Origin of the sequence: Paenibacillus sp. LjRoot153, assembly GCF_964253085.1 — a bacterium.
Taxonomy (GTDB): Bacteria; Bacillota; Bacilli; order Paenibacillales; family NBRC-103111; genus Paenibacillus_E.
This window is the reverse complement of record NZ_CAXUQH020000001.1, coordinates 5,708,616-5,729,653: the sequence shown is the minus strand read 5'-3', so window position 1 is coordinate 5,729,653 and position 21,038 is coordinate 5,708,616. Positions and strand designations below refer to the sequence as shown.

At 45.6% G+C, this 21,038-nt stretch carries 14 protein-coding genes; 11 read left to right on the top strand and 3 right to left on the bottom strand.

The window, feature by feature from the left end; all coding sequences use genetic code 11:
- Positions 1–68 precede the first annotated feature (68 nt).
- The 6 genes from ACSQ8P_RS24675 (at position 69) to ACSQ8P_RS24650 (ending at position 7,506) form a co-directional block, all read left to right on the top strand.
- A complete protein-coding gene (locus ACSQ8P_RS24675) occupies positions 69–989 on the top strand; it encodes a carbohydrate ABC transporter permease (RefSeq protein ID WP_436237613.1) in 921 nt (306 codons plus the stop codon).
- 12 nt (positions 990–1,001) lie between these two features.
- On the top strand, positions 1,002–1,814 hold the full coding sequence (locus ACSQ8P_RS24670; protein WP_436237612.1) for a carbohydrate ABC transporter permease: 813 nt from the start codon (positions 1,002–1,004) through the stop codon (positions 1,812–1,814).
- 54 nt (positions 1,815–1,868) lie between these two features.
- Entirely contained in the window at positions 1,869–3,710 is a 1,842-nt protein-coding gene (locus ACSQ8P_RS24665) for a sensor histidine kinase (RefSeq protein ID WP_436237611.1), read from the top strand.
- 26 nt (positions 3,711–3,736) lie between these two features.
- Positions 3,737–5,305, top strand: a complete 1,569-nt coding sequence (locus ACSQ8P_RS24660; protein ID WP_436237610.1) for a response regulator transcription factor — start codon at positions 3,737–3,739, stop codon at positions 5,303–5,305.
- A gap of 78 nt (positions 5,306–5,383) precedes the next feature.
- Positions 5,384–6,694, top strand: a complete 1,311-nt coding sequence (locus ACSQ8P_RS24655) for an ABC transporter substrate-binding protein (RefSeq protein WP_436237609.1) — start codon at positions 5,384–5,386, stop codon at positions 6,692–6,694.
- Positions 6,695–6,816: 122 nt separating this feature from the next.
- Positions 6,817–7,506 carry a metal-dependent hydrolase gene (locus ACSQ8P_RS24650; protein ID WP_436237608.1) on the top strand — a complete coding sequence of 230 codons (690 nt, stop codon included), beginning with the start codon at positions 6,817–6,819 and terminating at the stop codon, positions 7,504–7,506.
- A 29-nt stretch (positions 7,507–7,535) separates the two neighbouring features.
- On the opposite strand, the gene ACSQ8P_RS24645 is transcribed toward ACSQ8P_RS24650, so the two are convergent.
- Positions 7,536–7,898: a helix-turn-helix domain-containing protein gene (locus tag ACSQ8P_RS24645; RefSeq protein WP_436237607.1), complete on the bottom strand. Its 363-nt coding sequence runs from the start codon at positions 7,896–7,898 to the stop codon at positions 7,536–7,538.
- A 485-nt stretch (positions 7,899–8,383) separates the two neighbouring features.
- Here ACSQ8P_RS24645 and ACSQ8P_RS24640 point away from each other — a divergent pair, with 485 nt between their 5' ends.
- On the top strand, positions 8,384–16,720 hold the full coding sequence (locus tag ACSQ8P_RS24640; protein WP_436237606.1) for a GH36-type glycosyl hydrolase domain-containing protein: 8,337 nt from the start codon (positions 8,384–8,386) through the stop codon (positions 16,718–16,720).
- A gap of 252 nt (positions 16,721–16,972) precedes the next feature.
- Positions 16,973–17,191 carry a helix-turn-helix domain-containing protein gene (locus tag ACSQ8P_RS24635; protein ID WP_436237605.1) on the top strand — a complete coding sequence of 73 codons (219 nt, stop codon included), beginning with the start codon at positions 16,973–16,975 and terminating at the stop codon, positions 17,189–17,191.
- A gap of 97 nt (positions 17,192–17,288) precedes the next feature.
- Here the strand turns inward: ACSQ8P_RS24635 and ACSQ8P_RS24630 are convergent, their stop codons facing one another.
- Together ACSQ8P_RS24630 and ACSQ8P_RS24625 are read right to left on the bottom strand one after the other, a co-directional pair.
- Positions 17,289–17,519, bottom strand: a complete 231-nt coding sequence (locus ACSQ8P_RS24630; protein ID WP_436237604.1) for a cold-shock protein — start codon at positions 17,517–17,519, stop codon at positions 17,289–17,291.
- 65 nt (positions 17,520–17,584) lie between these two features.
- On the bottom strand, positions 17,585–17,785 hold the full coding sequence (locus ACSQ8P_RS24625) for a cold-shock protein (RefSeq protein WP_056625586.1): 201 nt from the start codon (positions 17,783–17,785) through the stop codon (positions 17,585–17,587).
- 320 nt (positions 17,786–18,105) lie between these two features.
- On the opposite strand from ACSQ8P_RS24625, the gene ACSQ8P_RS24620 reads away from it, so the two are divergent.
- From ACSQ8P_RS24620 to ACSQ8P_RS24610, 3 genes are all read left to right on the top strand, one after another.
- Positions 18,106–19,176 carry a fatty acid desaturase gene (locus ACSQ8P_RS24620; RefSeq protein WP_436237603.1) on the top strand — a complete coding sequence of 357 codons (1,071 nt, stop codon included), beginning with the start codon at positions 18,106–18,108 and terminating at the stop codon, positions 19,174–19,176.
- Positions 19,177–19,245: 69 nt separating this feature from the next.
- Positions 19,246–20,382, top strand: a complete 1,137-nt coding sequence (locus tag ACSQ8P_RS24615; RefSeq protein WP_436237602.1) for a histidine kinase — start codon at positions 19,246–19,248, stop codon at positions 20,380–20,382.
- Positions 20,379–20,978, top strand: a complete 600-nt coding sequence (locus ACSQ8P_RS24610) for a response regulator (RefSeq protein WP_436237601.1) — start codon at positions 20,379–20,381, stop codon at positions 20,976–20,978. The genes ACSQ8P_RS24615 and ACSQ8P_RS24610 overlap by 4 nt, the downstream gene beginning before the upstream one ends.
- Positions 20,979–21,038 lie beyond the last annotated feature (60 nt).

The window sequence follows — 21,038 nt, the reverse complement described above, 5'->3', positions numbered from 1 at the left end:
AAGCTTCCGTGAAAGCGAGCGGCGGCTCCACCCGCTCTTATACAGAAAAGAAACAAGGAGAAGAGCCAATGGAGACTAAAGTGAGTGAGCGTGATCGGACATGGGTCCTCCGCGAACGTAAACCGTTACGAATAGCTTTGGAAATGAAGGCATTGCTGTATCTGCTGCCGTTTCTGATCCCTTTTGCCATCTTCTATTTGTGGCCGGTGGGGCGAGGCGCCTGGATGAGTTTGCACGTTTGGGGCATTCAGGGGATGCAGAAGTATGTTGGTTTTGCGAATTATAAGAAGATTTTCAGTGATTCGGATTTTTATCTGTATGTGTGGCACTCGATTTACTTTGTTATCATCTGTACACCGACAATTATCGTACTTGGCCTTATCTTAGCACTGCTGATTAATCAGAATCTCCGCTTCCGAACGCTCATCCGTTCCATGTTTTTCCTGCCTTATGTACTGTCCGTCTCGGTCATCAGTTTCATATGGCTCCGACTTTTCGACTCGAAGTATGGCCCGATTAACGCATTCTTGAAACTCATTGGTTTACCTGGTGACATTCACTGGCTGACGGATAAACATTTCGCTTGGTGGGCCATTACCCTAACAACCGATTGGTGGTCAGTAGGCTTCGTCATGGTACTATTCCTGGCTGGCTTGCAAGAAATTCCAACGGATCATTATGAAGCTGCGAAAATAGATGGCGCTGGCGCTTGGAAGCAATTCATTCATATTACGCTCCCAGGTTTGTCGAGAGTCATGCAAATACAAGTTTTCTATCAAATCATCTCGTGTTTAAAGCTGTTTGGTCAAGTTCAGATTATGACAGGCGGAGGTCCAGGGGACTCCACGAATACAATGATTCGCTACATTTATGTCACAGGGTTCAAAAAGGATATGTTCGGGCTTGCTTCGGCTCAGTCCATCGTATTCTGCGTCATCATGCTGCTCCTCGCAGTGGTACAGTTCAAATTAACAGACAGAAAAGATTGACGGAGGTTGAACATGAAAGGTATCGCAATTAACATCATCGCGGTGATGCTGGCCCTCTTATTTATGTTTCCACTGATTTGGATGCTGATTGTATCTCTGAAACCGGATGGCGTAAATGTCTTCTCACTGAGTGACTGGGTGAATATCTCGGATTTACATCTGCATAATTATACGAAGGTGATCAAAGATTCGCAGATTCTGCGATGGACGTGGAACAGCGCAGTTATCGGTGTACTGACGACTATCATTTCGCTCATATTCAGCTCCTTAGCGGCTTTCTCCTTCTCTAAGCTGCCTTTCAAGTCTAGAGGTTTGTTCTATATGGTCATTGTATCTGGGTTGTTAATTCCCACGGAAGCAATTCTGATTCCACTTTACGAAACGACGCTGCATCTGAAGCTGATTGATAATATGTGGGCAATCATTCTGCCAGGACTTACGAATCCAATTGGCATTCTACTTTTAAAACAGTTTATGGACGGTGTCCCGAAGGATTATATCGAGGCAGCACAAATCGACGGTTGTAGAAATTTTGGTTTATGGTATCGGATTTGTTTGCCGCTTACGAGATCTGCCATGTTCTCTGTCGGGATTTTCTACTTTATTTTATCGTGGAACAATTTCTTGTGGCCGTATCTTTCCATTACTTCGCAAGAGAACATGATCTTATCAGCAGGACTACCGACTTTTTTGTCGAATAATACGATGTCCTTAAATCTGATCATGGCAGCAAGTGCAATTGCGGCAATTCCAACGATTCTGGTATTTGCTGTCCTGCAGCGTCAAATTGTGCAAGGGGTGGCAATGTCAGGGATTAAAGGTTAATAGGCTTATATCTCTATCAGTTCGATTCTCTTCCCAGAAAGGGTTGCTACAACGATGACCCAAGCATCAGATGTTGAGACGCGACAACGCCACAAACGAATTCCTTCATGGATGTATACATGGACGAGCAGCATTCGCTATAAGTGGATGCTGTTGCTGTTCCTTTTTTCGCTAACGCCCCTGCTTGCCTTGGGGTTTATTTCGTATTCAATATCGAAGTCAACGATCAACAATAAAGTAACGGAATACTCGGAACAGCTCTTGAAGCAGACCGCGGAGAATATCGATACTAGACTTGGCATCTACAAAGATATGATGATGCAGGTCGTCAACAACAACGAAATTGTCACGATGCTACGGACTTTGGATCGCACAGATCCGGCTCAATATGATCTAGATAGTCTATCCCTGACTACGAAGCTATCGACCATTATTGCGATTAATCAGGATATACAGTCGATTTCGTTCCTTTCACCGGGGCATTTTATCAAAGGGATTTATAGATGGAACGATCGGTCTATCGAGAAGGTATCCCCATTCCTGCAAACCTTGGAGGATGGGAGCAATTTTCGGTGGTTTTCCACGCGGCTGGGGACTTATGTAGATAGTCTAAACACGCAAAATGTTCACGTCTTCTCACTGGCCAAGCAAATATATAAAATGTCGGACGATAGTCCTGTTGGAATCATTGCCGTACTGGACATTCGCGAAGATGTGCTGAAAGAAATTGGTGCTCGAACAACGAAGAGTAATATGGATATTGAAAGCTTTGTTGTTGATGGCACGGGGCACATCATCTCTTACCCGGACAGTCGCGTTTTGGGGAAAAGTGTGAAAGAAGTGCTGGGCGAAGATGGCTTCACAGAAATGTTTCGTGGGGCCGCAGACGAATCCGTTTTTCCATTGAAATATCAAGGCGAAAGATTGATTGTGAATTATAAAAAGCTGCACACAAACGACTGGATCGTTGTCAATGTCATCTCGGAGGCTTCCCTCTACAAAGATTCTAATCGGTTGCTGCAAATTATACTGGTGATCGCTTTCATTTGTATCTTATTCTCTATATTGACGGCAATATTGTTGGCAAATTCGATCTCTAAGCCGATTCTGAAAATGATTCGACTGATGCGGCAAGTCATGTCAGGTGACCTGACCGTACGATTCAAAGCGAAGCGTCGCAACGATGAATTCGATATTTTGGGCGAAAACTTTAATTACATGGTTACTCGGATTGATGGTCTCTTGGAGACTGTGTATGAAGAACAGAATCATAAACGCGTAGCGGAATTGAAGGCTTTGCAAGCGCAAATTAATCCGCATTTCCTGTATAATACACTGGATATTATTAAGTGGACGGCGCTCCTGCAGAAAGCCAACCATGCGGCTGAAATGGTCAGTCTTCTATCCCGATTGTTGCGGATTAGCTTGGGCAAAGGCGAAGAGACGGTTACCATTGAAGAAGAAATCGAGCATGTGCAGTGCTATCTGGGTATTCAAAAATTCCGATTCAACTTTAATATCGAGACGTTTGTTCATCTGGACGAGGAAGTGCGTACGTACCGTACGCCGAAGCTGATCCTACAACCCATTGTGGAGAATGCCATACTTCATGCTTTTACGGATAGAGAAACAGGCGAAATTCATATTCGGTGCGGCGTTCATCCGGAGGGTGGCGTACGCTTCGAGGTAGAGGATAATGGGCGTGGCATGGATGCAAGCCTTGTTCAAAGCCTTAATCGACATGAGGCTCCATCCGTTGATAAAGTAAGCGGGATTGGCTTGGCCAATGTAGATGAACGTATTAAACTCATTTGTGGAAAGGCTTATGGCTTAGACATTCAAAGTGAACCAGGAGCAGGTACACACATTCGTATCAGACTTCCAGAAATGAAGTAGGTGAAGACATGTTTCGAGTTGTGATTGTGGAAGATGAATATATCGTGAGGTTCGGAATTCGCTCGATGATTGATTGGGATAAGCTTGGTTTATCAGTGAATGGTGAAGCAGCGAATGGGCAAGAAGCGTTGGCGCTAATCCGCGAGAATCCACCTGATATTCTCATCACTGATATCAAAATGCCCGTTATGGATGGCATCACGTTAATTACGGAAGTACGTAAAAGTTATCCTCATATGAAAATAGTCATTCTTAGCAATTTGGAGGATTTCCAATATGCGAAGGAGGCGATTCGCAATGGGGTTTCCGAATATATGATCAAATCAGATTTAATGCCTCGTGACCTTGAGGAGACGCTACTGCGAGTGAGGGATTCGATCCTTGTGGCGTCACCAGGTAATGAGCAGAAGCATTCGGTAAGTGAAATTGAGCCTCTTGTCAAAGAAAAACGGATGCTGGAGCTCCTTGAAGAAATGGACCCCGCTCGCAGTAGGCAAATCGTAGATAGCTTGAGGCTCTCTGACGTTAAGCTTCCCTTGTATGTGCTTCACATCGTGAAGAATGAGTGGGCGCAGGGTGTTGAGGAAGGGCAAGCCTTGATACGCAAAGCGATTGCTGAGGTGATGACGACTTCCTCCGAGGATGCTTATGAGGCTTTCCCAGATCGGCAAGGGGAAATGAACGTGCTTCTTTTTGCAAGGAAAATGACTGCCGAGGGCTTGGCTGAGATGAAGACTTGGATACAGTCTGTCATTCACTATCTCAAGGATCATTGTGCAATGTCGTGTACAATAGGTGTTAGTATGAGTACGTTCAATTGGTCAGGGCTGCAACAAGCCTACGAGCAAGCGAAAGCCGCAGCGAAATATAAAATGTTCATTGGCCGCGAGCGAGCCATTCTGTATGGTGTTGATTATGTCCCCTTACCAAGTCAGCTGGCAGATAATATTAAAGTGAGCACAACGCATATCCATTCGATGGTGTATGCTTTTCAAATGAAAGAGCTGCAAGCTTATTTGGAAGATATTTTCGAACAGCTTACAGCACGTAAAGATTATGATCTCGTGGAAATTATTTCCCTGGAACTGCTAATCCTGCTCACGACACTATGGTCGGAGGTGGCCAGTGATCAGCAAAGCATCCTCCAATTAAAGAAGCAGTATTATGAGCAATTATCCAAATTAGAGACGATCCAGATGAGTAAAGCTTGGTTCCTGCAAGCTTTTGAGGAACTTGTTCGGCATATGATCGGTGTGTATAATAGTGATCGCAACGGTATTATTAAGGCAGCGCAATATATTGGGCAGTACTATCAACAAGAGATTTCACTGCAATCCATCAGCAGTCTAGTGCACTTAAGTAAGAACTATTTTGCCAACCTGTTCAAAAAGGAAATGGGTGAAAGTTTTCTGGAGTATTTGACGCGGATTCGTATCGAGAAAGCCATGACCTTATTAACAAGTGAGCTCAAGACAGCGGATATTGGCCATTTGGTAGGAATTCCTGATCCGAAATATTTCTCGAAAGTATTTAAGAAAATAACAGGTCTTTCCCCGTCGGAATATCGTGTTCGAGCAAAAGAAGACAACTCATAAAAGTCTTCTTACACTTGATTGCAAACGCTTACCGAGGAGCTGTTCATTGTTAGGCATGAGGGGGAAGGGGGGATCGGATTGTTAGATAGAAAAAAGATCAATCGAAGTATTGGAATCGGATGTATAGTTACGCTCACTTTCATGCTTACAGGATGCTCAATTCTGTCCAATACGCATAAGCAAGTACCTGAGAACAAGAAAATCGTGGCAGCAGGCGCAGCATCACCCGTTGAAATTTCGTTCTGGAATCCATTCGGCGGTGGTGAAGGGGAGTTCGTGGAGCGTATTGTTCAAAATTTCAATACGTCGCAGAGTGCCGTGTACGTGAAGCAGCTTCGATTGGAATCTAACGAATATTATGTGAAATTGAGCACAGCTCTTTCTTCAGGGAAAGGTCCGGATGTGGCTGTTGCTCATGTTGATCGAATGTCACCATTCGTAAAGGCCAAGCAAATTATGCCATTGGACGAGTTGGCGAGTGAGGTTGGATTTGATTTCAAGAACTTAGAGGAGAGCAATGTACGAAGTGTGAGCTTCACGAACAAGCCATACGCGCTGCCATTAGACACGCATTTTCACATGTTATATTACAATAAGGCTATTTTGAAAAAAGCGGGCTTGTTGAATGAGGATGAAACGCCAAAGCTAGCCATCTCAACGCCGGAGGCATTTATTCAAATGCTGAAACAAATTCAAGCTAAAGTACCGAATGTTGAGCCCTTTGCCGTGAACACGCCTTATTTCCAAGAGCCATTCCTCAATATGTATTATCAAGCGGGCGGTGAATTATTGGATAATAGCAAGGCGAAAGTTAACATCGATAATGACAAATCGCTTCGTGTATTGAAATTTTATCAACAGATCTATGCAAGTAAGCTCTCCGATGTGAATGATAAGACCCCGTGGGATACCTTTCATAATGGCAAAGCTGCGCTTTGGATGGGCGGTGTTTGGGAGGCAGGCTATCATTTAGGTGAATCCTCCCTTCCGGTGGGGATCATGCCTCTTCCAGCCTTATTTGGCAGTTCGAAGCAGTGGGGGAGTTCGCATACACTCGTCATTCCTACTTACGTAACGAAGGACAAACAACTTGCTGCGATGACATTCATGTCCTATTTCTCAAAGGAAGGTTCCATGCTATGGGGCCAAGCCGGACATGTGCCTGCTAATCGAGCCGTACTTCAAAGTCAAGAATATTTGCAATTGCCTTATCGGAAGCTTTTCATTGAGGCGCAGCATCATGTTAAATTTGCGCCACAAACGGATAAATATGCGACGATGTTTACTACTCTGTCAGAAGATCTTCAAAGCATTGTGATGGGAGGATTGGATCCAGAGGAAGGGCTCGCACAACTAGAGAAAAAAATGAACAGTGTGTTGGCCAATTAGGCTGTATAAATGTCCCCTTTCGGAACTATCTGGGAGGGGATATTTGTTTCATTTGGAAGAATTTTAAGTTGCGAAAACGCCTATGATAAAATGAACATATAAACGCAAAGGAGCTGAAATAAGTGAACATTATTTTCCATGGACAAAGCTGTGTCGAAATTCAATTGAAGCAACACACCTTGATTATCGACCCTTTCTTAACCGGTAATCCGCAAGCAACGGTCAAAGCGGACGACATCAAGGCAGATTACATCCTTGTTACCCATGGACATGGGGATCATGTTGGGGACACGTTATCCATTGCAGCTCGCAACGATGCAACCGTTATTGCTCCTAATGATCTGGCCAGATATTTAGGCTTCGAGGGGGCAAAAACTCACGGGATGGGAATCGGTGGGGCTTTCGAGTTTCCTTTTGGCAAGGTGAAATTGACGTTAGCGTTACACGATTCCTCCTATAATCCCCCAGGCACGAAGGAGAACATTTATACAGGCATGGCGAGTGGATTCTTGCTTAGAGTAGAAGGGAAAACGATCTATCACGCAGGGGATACGGGGCTATTTAAAGATATGAAGCTGATCGGCAAAATGAACGATATTGATCTGGCCTTTCTGCCGATTGGGGATAACTACACGATGGGACCGGATGATGCCGTGATTGCTGCGGAATATTTGAAAGCCAAAACCGTTGTCCCAATGCACTATAATACGTTCCCGGTGATTGAACAAGATCCGAACGCATTTGTCGCAAGCCTGAAAGAGGAAGGCATCAAAGGCTTAGTAATGACACCAGGGCAAGAAATAACGCTGTAATCAAGTGAATGGAGCCATCATGATGCGGGTTAACTTTCGGTGCTTTTGTTCGATTGACGCTCTTTCCAGAAGAGGACGGTGAGCATGCGCTCCACCCATTCTTTATCTTCAGGCGTTAAAATAAAACCATCGAACATAAGCTCATTTTCACGAAGGAACCGCCGTAAGTTAACAGGATCGCTTTGGAATTGTTGGTTCGTTTGTGAGGATTCGAGATAACCGGCAATGTCCATCAGCTCCGAGTAAGACGTGTTAAGCCCCTCGGATAATTTCATTAAGACGTCGGGAGAAGGAATTCCGCGGTTTCCATTCTCGAGCTGTGAGATGTAGGCAGCGGACACACCAGAGCGATCAGCTAGCTCGCGGATTGTGAAGCCTTTCATTTTGCGCATATCTCGTAATTTATCGTAAAAGTACATACCTGCTCATCCTCACTCCATAAAGTAAACATTAGTAAATGATTTAATACTAACAGTTTACTAAAGTAATTACAATCGTTATGTTATCAATGTTAATAGAAAATAAAGTGCGTTAGTGGAAATTAGAGTTCTTTAGCAAATGTTCACTTTTGTGAACGTTTGTTTTTTTTTATCACATTCGTTCTAAAGGAAGTATTGCCGGCCTCAAAAAGAGACGAATACATTTGAATTGCTCAGTCCCATGACTTCTTTTTAATCATGTTGTCATGTATTTTAGAGCTTTGTACCTCAACCACAAAGGTGATTTCTGACAACACCGGATCCCTTTGGAGTATGAAAATTCGACTTCACAAATTAAATCATGCAAAACTGGGAATAATTTGATTGTCCCGGAATCCTTCGTTTTACCGGACGACAGTACGATTTGAAATTGTTAATAACTGATCTCCGGAGGTCCCATGGCTTATAATACTGAAAACCTTTGTCAAAGAGCGCGAGAACTTGCATTGCAGTATACGCCAAATGATGTGCGAAACCATCAAAAGAACATACTGAATCGATTCGATGAAGACATAGTGAGATTAAGGGAATTTGTACTCTCATTGCAAAACAGTTCAGCAAATTGTGTATTACCAGCGGAAGAATGGCTGCTCGATAATGCTGAATTTATTGAGGAACAGGCATTAGAGGTGAAAACTAATTTTTCCAAGTGCTCCTTTGATTACTTACCGCGCCTTCAAAAAAACGGCATATTGCGCATCCAATCTCTTTGCGAAGATTATTTGGAGCAGGTTGACGGAGTGTTGGATGAGGAAACCATTGTTTCCTATATGAACGCTTATCAAGAAGTTTCTGCATTGACGCTTGCCGAGACCTGTTCTATCTCGCTCATCCTTCGTGTGAGCTTGATTGGAAGGCTATCCGAAACGATGTCACTTGTACGGGATCGCCGAGAGGTTTGCATGGAAGTTGAAAGGTTACTTTCACGGATAGAGCCTTCCAGGTTAAATACGGAAGCGATCAACGCAGAATTGGAAGCAGCCGGGCAGACTGTTCCGCTATCTGGGCCATGGATCGTCCATCTGATTAGTCACCTGCGCGAGTGGGCAGAGGATTCCGCATCCGTGCGCGAATGGTTGATATGCAAATTGGAGAACGGTTCAGATGACCTCGATCGCATCGTATCTTACGAGCATCGGCTTCAGTCAGCGTTTCAGGTAAGGGCAGGCAATTTGATTAGCAGTTTACGCAAAAATGAGCGTCTGGATTGGAATACCCTGTTCGAGCGGATTAGCTTACTTGATCAGAAGCTTCGTCAAGAAAGTACGGGTGTCTATTCTCTTCTTGATTCTTATAGCAGGAATGAGATTCTTAAACGTGTTGAAGGATTAGCACACCGTATGCGTGTGCCAGAAAACTTGATCGCAAGTACAGCGGTAGCTCTCGCGAAGGAAGAGAAAGAACGAGTGGGCGAGGAACGTGAGAAGGTAGATGACTTACCACGACCGACGTTTGCGGCTTACTTTTTATTTGAACCGACTGGAATCAAGAAGTTAGAGCTTTCATTGCGAACATGCAGCCAGCCCCGTCAAGTACGGGGAACCGGTATTTTACAGCGAGCAACCAGCACTTATTTTGCTTTGCTTATCGGGTTGTTCGCAGTTGCACTTATTGTCTCTGCCGCTTGGATTGGCGGTGGACGTGGCTTTACGCCAGCAGGGTGGGCAATCGTTTTGCTTATGCTTTCCTTTCCTGTAAGTGAATGGGTCATCACATGGCTTCATTTTGGCATTGAGCGCTTTTTCCACCCCCGGCCTTTGCTGCGTTATGATTTTTCCAACGGTGTGCCTTCGGATGCAACCACGATGGTCGTCATTCCTGCCATCTGGTCTACGCCTGAGGAAGTGGAGGAGCTTGCGGATCGTCTGGAAATCCATTATTTGGCCAATCGGGATCCAAACATCCATTACGCCCTTTTAGGGGATTTTACCGATGCTCCAGAGGAAACACTTTCGGAAGACGAAGCGCTCGTTGCCTTCACCAAAGAAAGAATCCGGACACTAAACCAGAGGTATGCTGGCTCAGGTGGAGCGAACTTTCATTTTTTCCAGCGCCGCAGACAGTGGAATCCCGCTGAGGAAGCATACATGGGCTGGGAACGCAAACGTGGAAAATTGGTGGAATTTGTCGAGCTGCTTAAAGGAAGCAAGGAGACGAGTTACGACACTATGATAGGAGATACGGTTGATCTCCCGCTAATTCGCTACATTATAACATTGGATGCGGATACACAGCTTCCGATGGGGAGCGCTCAGAGGATGATCGGTACGTTGCATCTTCCTTATAACAGACCGCGCTTAAATAAAGCGCGAACCCGGGTCGTTGAAGGGTATGGCGTGCTGCAGCCGAGAATTGGAACTAGCCACGAGTCCGCCATGCGGTCACGGCTTGCTTACTTTTGTTCGGAGCCGGGATTGGATCCATATGCGTTTGCTGCCTCAGATCCTTATCAGGACGCAATGGAGCAGGGGATTTTTACGGGAAAAGGTATTTTCGATGTAGATGTATTTGCGGAAGTTTTATGCGAACGTATTCCTGAAAATACGGTGCTTAGCCACGATTTGCTCGAAGGAGGGTTTCTGCGGGCAGCTCTACTATCGGACGTTGAACTGATCGATGACCACCCGTCTAAGTTTCTCGCTTATCAGAAGCGTATGCACAGATGGGTACGAGGAGATTGGCAGCTGCTCTGCTGGCTTTTCCCCCGTGTTTGCGACCGTCGGGGAACGTTAAGACCCGTCGATCTGTCCGCTATTACGCGCTGGCAAATGATCGACAACTTGCGCCGCAGCCTATTACCGATTTCTTATCTGGTGCTCTTGGCACTTGGTTTAACTGTTCTGCCTGGATCCCCGGAGCGTTGGTTTGTTATCATTCTCGCAACCATGCTTTTGCCGATTATCCGACAACTTTTTCTCACTAAGACAGCTGTTCGGCATCCCCGGAGGGTGTTGTCTACGGCTATACATGTCTTAATGAATATCTTGACCTTACCGTTTCAAAGCGCGGTTCTGCTCGATGCGATCGGTAAAACCTTATACAGACTGTCGATCAGCAAACGCCGGATGCTTGAATGGACCAGTTCTTCTCATATTGAACGAATCAATAGGGGAAACCAATACACGTTGCTGCTTGGCGTACGCGGCGGATATGGATTGATTATCCTCATTGCAGTAGCTGCAGCTATGTGGCAGGAGCCGAGACTAAGATGGATGGGCTTCACGCTTAGTTTGATTTGGGCTTTAGCTCCACTCGCTGTCCGCTGGCTGGACCAGCCAGTTGCACGCGAAGAGCTGCTTCTCACTTCTGTGGAAGAGGAAGAATTGCGGGTGTTGGCCAAACAAATATGGGCGTTTTATGAGGATTATGCCGGTCCTAAAGAAAACTTTCTGCCACCAGATAATGTGCAAATTGACCCTCCAAACGGAGTTGCGCATCGTACTTCGCCGACCAATATCGGTTTTTTGCTAACCGCTGCTCTAGCCGCGAGGGATTTCGGGTTTATCGATACTCCGGAGCTAGTGGAGCGTGTAGAGCGTACGGTCGGGACCATCGAACGCTTAGACAAATGGAACGGACATCTTTATAACTGGTATGATACCCTCTCACTAGGTGTACTGCAGCCAGCCTATGTCTCAACCGTGGACTCGGGTAATTTTGTGGCCAGTTTGATGACGGTCAAACAAGGGTTGGCGCATTGGCTAAAGACCGACTTCACCACGAGCAAGCAGCCAAATCAGACAATATTCGGAAGAGATGAGGGCCTGAATGTTGAGTTTGCCGTCGAGCTCGATCAAATGAATCCTGGAGAAATGACTCTAATCGGGATGGGAGAGCAACATTCTGACAAGGTGACGGAAGACAAATACACGTCGACTCAAGCGACTTCTATGGATTGGATGGAGGTCGGCTACAATCTGATCGCCCGTCTCGAGACATTGATTACGGAGACCGATTTCAGGCCGCTTTATGACCATAAAGCCAAATTATTCGTTCTAGGGTACCATGCGGCATCCGGCGAGCGGGATAACATTCTCTATGACCTGTTAGCTTCCGAAGCCAGACAGACAAGCTTTGTTGCGATTGCACTAGGGCAGGTATCTGTGTCCCACTGGCTGGCGCTCGGCCGGACGGTAAAAAGGCAAGGGGACCAGACTACCTTGGTTTCATGGTCCGGGACGATGTTTGAATACTTGATGCCATGGCTGATTATGCGTACTTATCGGAACACCATCTGGGACAGTACCTATCGAGGCGTTGTGAAGCGGCAAATCGAATACGCACGTGAACGAGGTGTTCCCTTCGGTATCTCGGAGTCCGGTTATTACGCGTTTGATTATCAGATGAATTACCAATACCGGGCTTTCGGAGTTCCTGGCCTCGGTTTCAAACGCGGACTTGAGCAAGATTTGGTTCTGGCGCCTTATGCAACGGTCATGGCCCTTCCATTCGCGATGCGTGAAGGTTTGAAGGATTTACTCCGAATGGAGAAACTCGGGGCGCGCGGACAATATGGTTTTTACGAGGCCATTGACTTTACCCCCGGGCGAATGCCTGAAGGTGAGACTTGCAAGATTATCCGCAGTTTTATGGCGCATCACCAAGGAATGAGCTTGTTGACGCTTGCCAATGTACTGCTGCCTAGTAAAATGTATGATCACTTTCATCGCGATAAACGTGTACAGGCGGCGGAACTATTATTACAAGAACGGATTCCTTCACGGGATTCCATTATAAATCGTGAATTATCTGGACAGTCGCGGATCGAAAAACCGAAACCAGCACAGATTGCCCCACTGCGGGAATATGTCTCTGCCGATACTTCGGTTCCAGAAGTGAATGTACATTCGAACGGAGCGTTCACGACGGTGATCTCCAATAGCGGCAGCGGATTCATCCGGTTCGAAGGCATGGATGTAACACGCTGGCGGGAAGATCCAGTGACGGACCAGTGGGGAAGCTATATATATATTCGGGATGTGGCAACTGATAAGGTGTGGTCTCCGTCCTTCCAACCTTGCCGCGTGCGGTCGGACAAGCAGCGGGCGCAGTTCTCGCAAGAGCGATCCACTTTCCTGTGTGAGGAAGACAATATACATGCGACTCTTGAAATCAGCGTTTCGCCCGAAGTGAACGCGGAAGTACGTCGGTTAACGCTTTCCAATACGGGGGGGGAAGCACGGATCATCGAGGTGACGACGTTTCTCGAAATCGCGTTAGCGCCACATGAGGCGGATAAAGCGCATCCGGCATTCACTAAATTATTTGTTGAAACGCAATTTAATGCTGATGCGGAATGCCTGCTTGCCCGCAAACGTCCCCGGGACGGCGGAGAGAAATCCGTGTGGGCGTTCCATACGTTAACAACCGGTGGCCGGCCTCTCGGACCTGTGGAATTTGAAACAGACCGGGCTCGATTTATTGGCAGGGGATACACATTATCCAGACCCGTGGGAATCGAAACCCGACTTGGCAGCACCGTTGGCTCTGTGGCCGATCCTGCATTTATCATGCGACGTCGTTTAACCATCCTGCCTGGTGAGCATGTCCACCTAACTGCTGTTACAGGCGTAGCAGAGTCGAAGGAGCAAGCGATCGACATCGTTCATCAGTTGTCCCAGGAACAACAAATCGAGAGGACATTTCAACTTGCTTGGACGAGGAGTCAAATTGAATTACAGCATTTACATATAACCTCTACCGATTTGGCTGTTTTTCAATTGCTAGCGGGTCGTACGCTGTATACGGCTCCTCTGCGGCCTGAGCGTGAGAGCAGTATTGCTGTTAACCAAAAGGGACAACAGGGACTCTGGGCGTATGGCGTTTCTGGTGATCGACCCATTGTGATTATACGGATCGCAGATACGATGAATCTATCTTTTATTAACAAGCTTCTCATCGGATATGAGTATTTACGCCATAACAGGTTATTTATAGATCTTGTCATTTTGAACGAATCGATAGAGGGGTATCAGCAGGATTTACAGGAAGCTCTTCGGCGTATGTTGGAGAAAATTGTTGGACGACACGGCTCAGAGCAAGGGGGCGTACACATCCTGCCCGCCTCTCATTTATCAGATGGCGATAAGTCTTTGTTATTCGCGGTATCCCGTATTGTACTACGAGCAGATGGCCCCAGTCTGAAGGCGCAGTTAAAAGTATCAGTACCGAGCCGCACATCTGATAAGCCGCTACCGATAACCGCCCCACCGAACCGCTTTGTTCCTGCTATGGCAGTCGAAACGAATGATCTCCTTTTCTTCAACGGTTGGGGAGGCTTCACACCAGATGGCCGGGAGTACCACATCATTCTGAAAAACGGCAACTACCTGCCGGCACCATGGATTAACGTGATGGCCAATTCGAAATTCGGCTGTTTGACATCGGAACTGTACACAGGGTATTCATGGTGGCGCAACAGTCGCGAATGTAAATTAACCCCCTGGTCGAACGATCCCGCAATCGACCAACCAGGGGAAGTATGCTACTTACGGGACGAGGATAGCGGAGAATATTGGACGCTGGCCCCGGCCCGCACGAACGTTACCTCCACATATAAGGTGGTGTATGGTCGTGGGTATACGCGTTATCATCATGAAAGTCATGGTCTTCAACAAGAAATGACCGTTTTTGTGCCGCTGGATGATCCTGTCAAAGTGATTAAATTACGACTGCAAAACACGACGTCCGAGCAGCGGAGATTATCCGTCACTTATTATGCAGAATGGGTGCTTGGCGTGCACCGAGAAGGGAACGCTTCTTACATCGTCACGGAATGGGATCCGGTGAATGCCGTGCTTACGGCACGCAACACGTACCAAGAAAATTTCCGGGATGCGACCGCTTTTCTAACGATTCATCCGCAAATGGGAGAATCGGTAGAATCGACGAAAGGAAGCAATCAGACAGCCACTGTGACTCCGAATATGGAAATGACTTGTACAGGGGATCGCTTGGAATTTATAGGCCGCAACGGGACTTTTGAAAATCCTGCTGCCATGAACCGACTTCACTTGTCAGGCGCAACCGGTCCAACGTACGAAGGGTGTGGAGCGGTGCAAAGCAAATTGGTAATTGAGCCTAACGCTGAACTGACCGTCTACATCCTGCTTGGCTGTGAGGATTCCAGTGAATCCGTCGCTCAGCTTACACACAAGTATCGTCAAACCCATGTTTGCGAGCAGGCATTCGAGGATGTGATAAAGTTTTGGGACGGTGCAATGAGTACGATTACGGTTTCGACACCATGCCCTGAGATGGACGTCATGCTGAACAACTGGCTGCTTTACCAGACGCTTTCCTGCCGGATGTGGGCGCGTTCCGCTTTTTATCAAGCGGGCGGGGCTTACGGTTTCCGCGATCAATTGCAGGATTCACTGGCTTTACTCCATTGTCGTCCCGACCTCACTCGCGAGCAAATTCTTCTACACGCTGCCCATCAGTATGAAGAAGGCGATGTCCAACATTGGTGGCATGAAGAGACGCACCGCGGTATTCGCACCCGCTTTTCCGATGATTTGTTGTGGCTTCCTTATGCCGTGGTCAGATACATTGAACATACCGAAGACGAGAGCCTATTAAACGAGACCGTTCCGTTTCTTCGCAGTGAACCTCTAAGTGAAGAGGAGCATGAACGTTATGAGCCGACCGTATTGTCCGAGCAAAGTGGTACGATCCTAGAACATTGCCTACGTGCGCTTGATCGCGGTTTACGTTTTGGCGAGCATGGGCTGCCGCTGATCGGTATCGGGGATTGGAACGACGGAATGAGCCGTATAGGAGCTGAAGGGCGTGGCGAAAGCGTATGGCTCGGCTGGTTCTTAGGTGAAGTTTTGCGAGGAATGGCTGATTTGTGCGAACATCGCAGTGACCATGAACGTGCAGAAAATTATTTGCGTATAAAGGAGAAGCTTGCGGATTCAATCAATGAAAAGGGATGGGACGGTCAGTGGTACAGACGGGCATTTACCGATAGTGGACAATGGCTCGGTTCCATCCATAATGCGGAGTGTCGCATTGATGCTATCGCTCAGTCATGGTCCGTCATTTCCGGCATGGCGCCGCCAGACAAAGCTTTGCAGGCTATGCGTTCATTCGATCGTGAGCTTGTGGATCGAAACTTGTCGGTAGCACATATTCTGTATCCGCCGTTTGACCAAACGGATCCAAGTCCAGGTTACATTCAGGGTTATCCTCCTGGTATCCGCGAGAACGGAGGCCAATACACACACGGCGTCCTCTGGAGCATCATTGCTTGGTGCGGGCTTGGGGACGGGGACAAAGCGTTTGAGTTGTTCCACATGTTGAACCCGATCATGCATACGAAGACGTCTGCTGAAGTGCGAAAATATGTCGGTGAACCATATGTTATGTCTGCCGACGTGTATACAGAGGAGCCTCATAAAGGCCATGCCGGCTGGACTTGGTATACAGGCGCATCAGGATGGATGTATCAAGCAGGCGTTGAATGGATTATCGGCCTGCGCCGCCGAGGAGAACGATTGTTCATCCGTCCATGTATGCCAAGTGAATGGCCGGAGTTTTCTGCCAACTACCGTTTCGGGAACGCAGAGTACCGAATCACCGTCAAGAATCCGTCACACAAGTCCAGCGGACAAACGATGCTATCGATCGATGGACTGGAAGTCGACTTTGCCGAGTACGCCACGGAGGATGGTCCTTTCGTCCGATTGCGTGACGATAGTCAAATCCACCATGTAGTGCTGACGCTTTAGGTAAATATGTACAGGGGTCCAGTCAACGTGATAACGACATGTTGGCTGGACCTTATTTACTGCTAAACACGGAATAAAGTGATTTGTTCAAGGGAATATAAACTTTATTTTCCTTGATTAACGGACCTATAAAATAATGGATGCTTGTGCATTTGATCACTATTGTAAACTTTTATTGTTGCATTAGTGAACGTGCACAAGGTATACTTCAAATAGGACGAAGTGAGGATGGGGGACTGACATTCAACGCCGATGCATATTCAAATTAAAGCCAAAACAGATGCATTCATTAAGGCAAGGGTCATGAAAGGCTACTCGCAACGAGAGCTAGCGCGGCACTCAGGTGTGAGCCATGCGTACATAAGTTTACTGGAACGGTCGATTAAATCAGTGGGTCCATCAACAGCGAAGCGATTAAGCGAAGTGCTGGAGATGGAGTTGGAAGAGCTTTTTCATATCCACATAGCTTGAAAATAAGAAAACCGATGCCCCTAACTTTGGGAGCATCGGTTTTGCTGTGTATTGAAAAGGGGTGATATTGAAAAGGGGTGATATGAACGTTCTATGACTAGGAGATCAGTCTGCCTTTATGAAGAGACTTCAAATTTTTATTGGAGTTAGAAATGATAGGGAGCATTTTCAAGCTGCTAATCATTGGAGAAAGGCATTGGTGGCAAGTTGGTACGTATTCAAAGGAAAAATTGTCCCGAATCCAACCCTTACAATCTTCATTATTACATGCCCAGACTTTCGTGTCTTCCTGAATGAGATCCTCAATCGATTTTCTTCGAAAATACATGGTCTACACTCCTCCTTCTAATAAAAAACTGCCCTTAACTCGTGTTAAGGACAGTTCATTGTGATTTACAGTTTTACAACATTCTCGGCTTGAGGACCACGGTTGCCTTGAGCAACATTAAATTCTACGCGTTGTCCTTCGTCCAATGATTTGAAGCCATCTCCTTGAATTGCGGAGAAATGAACGAATACGTCATTTCCGCCTTCCATTTCAATAAATCCAAAACCTTTCTCTGCGTTAAACCATTTCACTGTTCCTGTTTCCATAATATAATTACCTCCAAATTGTTATTAACATGCTTTTTTAAACAAAAAAAATCACACATTGAAAAAGGTACCATTACACAAATGATCACTTTTTCAATATGTGAGTTTATGTCAAAGCCGTTTATACAACAATCATAGCACACAAAAGTTTGATAAGCAAATTAATAATGGTTATTCCTTTCCTATATGACATATGTCATACCGTCTACATGATGTTTATGACTGCAACGAATTGAAAGCGATATCTATAATGAAGATAGGAAACGACAACTGATATTCGCTAACATGTCCTGCGCACCATATCGAGGAGGAACTATACGATGACACAATCCACACTAACAAACTTAAAAAAACAGGTTGCCCCTTATGAAATATCAAATACGAGGGCTAGTATCAAACAGCTAATTAACACCTTAGGACCTTTATTCCTTCTATGGTTTGCTGCGTATCTAAGCCTATCTCTATCCTATTGGATCACACTACCGATTACGATCATCGCATCCGGTTTCGTGATACGAACTTTTATCATTTTCCATGATTGTTGTCATCAATCGTTCTTCAAAAGCCGTAGAGCAAACGAAATCATCGGTACGATTACGGGTATCCTTACACTATTTCCCTATCAGCAATGGAAGAATAGTCATTCTATCCATCATGCAACGAGCAGCAACCTCGAGAAACGTGGAGTAGGTGATATGTGGGTACTTACCGTCGACGAATATGCGGCGTCTTCCCTATGGGTTCGAATTGCTTATCGGTTATATCGGAATCCATTTATTATGTTCGGACTGGGTCCTATCTTTTTGTTCCTATTTACGAACCGCTTTAATACGAAAGGTGCAAGACGTAAGGAAAGAATCAGTACGTATATGACAAATGTCTCTATCCTTGCTTTATATGGGGGACTGATCTGGATAATTGGATGGCAGTCGTTTGTTCTGATTCAAGCTCCAATTATGTTCGTAGCTGGCTTGATGGGAATCTGGCTTTTTTATGTGCAACATCAGTTCGAAGACTCCTACTTCGAGAATGAGGATGAGTGGAGTTATGTGAAAGCCGCGGTAGATGGAAGCTCCTATTATAAGCTGCCAAAGCTATTGCAATGGATTACTGGCAACATTGGGTTTCATCATGTCCATCATTTGAGTCCGAAAGTGCCAAATTATAATTTGGAAAAGGCTCATAATGCTACGCCTCCGCTTCAAAAAGCAACGACCATTACAATCGGCACCAGTTTGAAGTCGCTACGTTTCCGTCTATGGGATGAGCGTAACAAAACGTTTGTCGGTTATAAAAATATGAAACAGGTGCACCTTAAGGAAGATGAGCATGATCCTTTGGCTAACAAATTAAAAGTAAAAGTCCGTAAATCGAGCTTACAAGGGCAATAAATACATCGTTTCATGTTTGTGCTAAAATAAAATTAAATCTATGTTGAAGAAAAAGAGGCTAAACGGACTATGCAAAAGTGGTATCAAATTTTTCACAAAAACACCGGTCTTAGTCCGTATGTGTGGGTTGTCTTCTATATCCTCCCTTTTTATTTCATATTTCGTTCTTCTACCACATATCAAATTGTATTAGGCACAATCATGATTATGGTTTTCTTTAGTTGCTATGTGCTGTCCTTCGTATCTAAAGGATGGATTGTGTACTTTTGGACTAGTGTACAAATCATTATATCGATTACCATGGCTATCGTATTCAGTTATGTGTACTTCTCTCTGTTTTTAGCATTTTTTATTGGCACCATGAAAAGTCGGGCAGGATTTATTACGTTGTACTGCATTCATCTAGTAACGACGATTGTCACGATTAACTATGGATTGGTATCCCAAAATCCTGTGTATTTTACGCAATTGCCTTTTATCATCATTAGTGTAATTGCCGTTATTCTCATTCCAGTCACCACGTTTAACCGAAATAGGAGTGAAAAACTCCAGGGGCAGCTAGAGGATGCAAATAAGCGAATTTCCGAGTTGGTAAAGCTAGAAGAGCGTCAAAGAATCGCCCGCGACTTACACGATACACTTGGTCAAAAGCTCTCATTAATTGGTTTGAAGAGTGATTTGGCTGGGAAATTAATTAGCAAAAATCCAACGCAAGCACAAATCGAAATCAATGATGTTCGTCAGACAGCTAGAATAGCGTTAAAGGAAGTTCGGGAAATCGTAACGCAAATGCGCGGAACGAGACTAGTGGAAGAGATGTTTCGAATCAAACAGATTTTGAAGGCTGCAGAGATCGAGCTCGTTCTGGAGGGAGATCCGAAGTTAACCAACACGTCCCTGATCAATGAGAATGTGTTGAGCATGTGTTTGAAGGAATCGATTACGAATATTATCAAACATAGTAGTGCTACTACGTGTTCGATCTCCATTGAGCCATCACCAAGCGATCTCGTTATCAAGGTCGGGGACAATGGGATTGGCATGACGAAAGAATGTCTTGTGTTACTTGGAAATGGATTACGGGGCATGAAAGAGCGACTTGAGTTTGTCAACGGTTGTATGGAAATCGTCTCAGACAATGGAACCATGATTGTTATCAAAGTGCCGAATGCTATCATACCACCAGAAAGGGAGGTGCGGATATGATCCGAATTGTGATTGCCGAGGACCAACGAATGCTGTTGGGCGCACTTGCATCCTTACTTGATTTGGAAGAGGATATGCAGGTCGTTGGTAAAGCTAGCAATGGCGAAGACGCTGTTAAGCTGGTTAAACTGCATAAGCCAGATATTTGTGTCATGGATATCGAGATGCCAATAATGAGCGGTTTAGATGCGGCGGAGGAACTAAAGGGTTTGGGTTGCAAAGTCATTATATTGACCACATTTGCCCGTTACGGGTATTTTGAAAGGGCCGTGAAGGCTGGTGCCAACGGTTATTTGTTGAAAGATAGCCCAAGCGAGGAACTGGCTACCTCGATTCGGAGTGTGATGGCAGGCAGGCGTATCTATGCCTCAGAGCTGGTAGATGAGACTTATAATGAAGAAAATCCTTTGACCGAGAGGGAAAAGGAAGTACTAAATCTGATCGCCGACGGTAAAAATACGAAGGAAATCGCTGATCACATGTTCATAACAAGAGGCACTGTTCGCAACTACATTTCCGTTATTCTCGATAAGCTCAATGTCAGCAACCGAATTGAGGCTATTATGCGTTTCAAAGAGAAGGGATGGTTCAAATGACAGGCCTCAAAAAGGTAAAAGAGATACCCATAGACGGGACACTTTGAAAAAAAGGTGTTC

Bases quoted from the DNA above. Each gene is read 5' to 3' on its own strand.
- ACSQ8P_RS24670 (WP_436237612.1), top strand. From the start codon at position 1,002: ATGAAAGGTATCGCAATTAACATCATCGCGGTGATGCTGGCCCTCTTA.
- ACSQ8P_RS24615 (WP_436237602.1), top strand. From the start codon at position 19,246: ATGCAAAAGTGGTATCAAATTTTTCACAAAAACACCGGTCTTAGTCCG.
- ACSQ8P_RS24630 (WP_436237604.1), bottom strand. From the start codon at position 17,519: ATGTATTTTCGAAGAAAATCGATTGAGGATCTCATTCAGGAAGACACG.
- ACSQ8P_RS24620 (WP_436237603.1), top strand. From the start codon at position 18,106: ATGACACAATCCACACTAACAAACTTAAAAAAACAGGTTGCCCCTTAT.
- ACSQ8P_RS24610 (WP_436237601.1), top strand. From the start codon at position 20,379: ATGATCCGAATTGTGATTGCCGAGGACCAACGAATGCTGTTGGGCGCA.
- ACSQ8P_RS24625 (WP_056625586.1), bottom strand. From the start codon at position 17,785: ATGGAAACAGGAACAGTGAAATGGTTTAACGCAGAGAAAGGTTTTGGA.
- ACSQ8P_RS24675 (WP_436237613.1), top strand. From the start codon at position 69: ATGGAGACTAAAGTGAGTGAGCGTGATCGGACATGGGTCCTCCGCGAA.
- ACSQ8P_RS24640 (WP_436237606.1), top strand. From the start codon at position 8,384: ATGGCTTATAATACTGAAAACCTTTGTCAAAGAGCGCGAGAACTTGCA.
- ACSQ8P_RS24665 (WP_436237611.1), top strand. From the start codon at position 1,869: ATGACCCAAGCATCAGATGTTGAGACGCGACAACGCCACAAACGAATT.
- ACSQ8P_RS24645 (WP_436237607.1), bottom strand. From the start codon at position 7,898: ATGCGCAAAATGAAAGGCTTCACAATCCGCGAGCTAGCTGATCGCTCT.
- ACSQ8P_RS24635 (WP_436237605.1), top strand. From the start codon at position 16,973: ATGCATATTCAAATTAAAGCCAAAACAGATGCATTCATTAAGGCAAGG.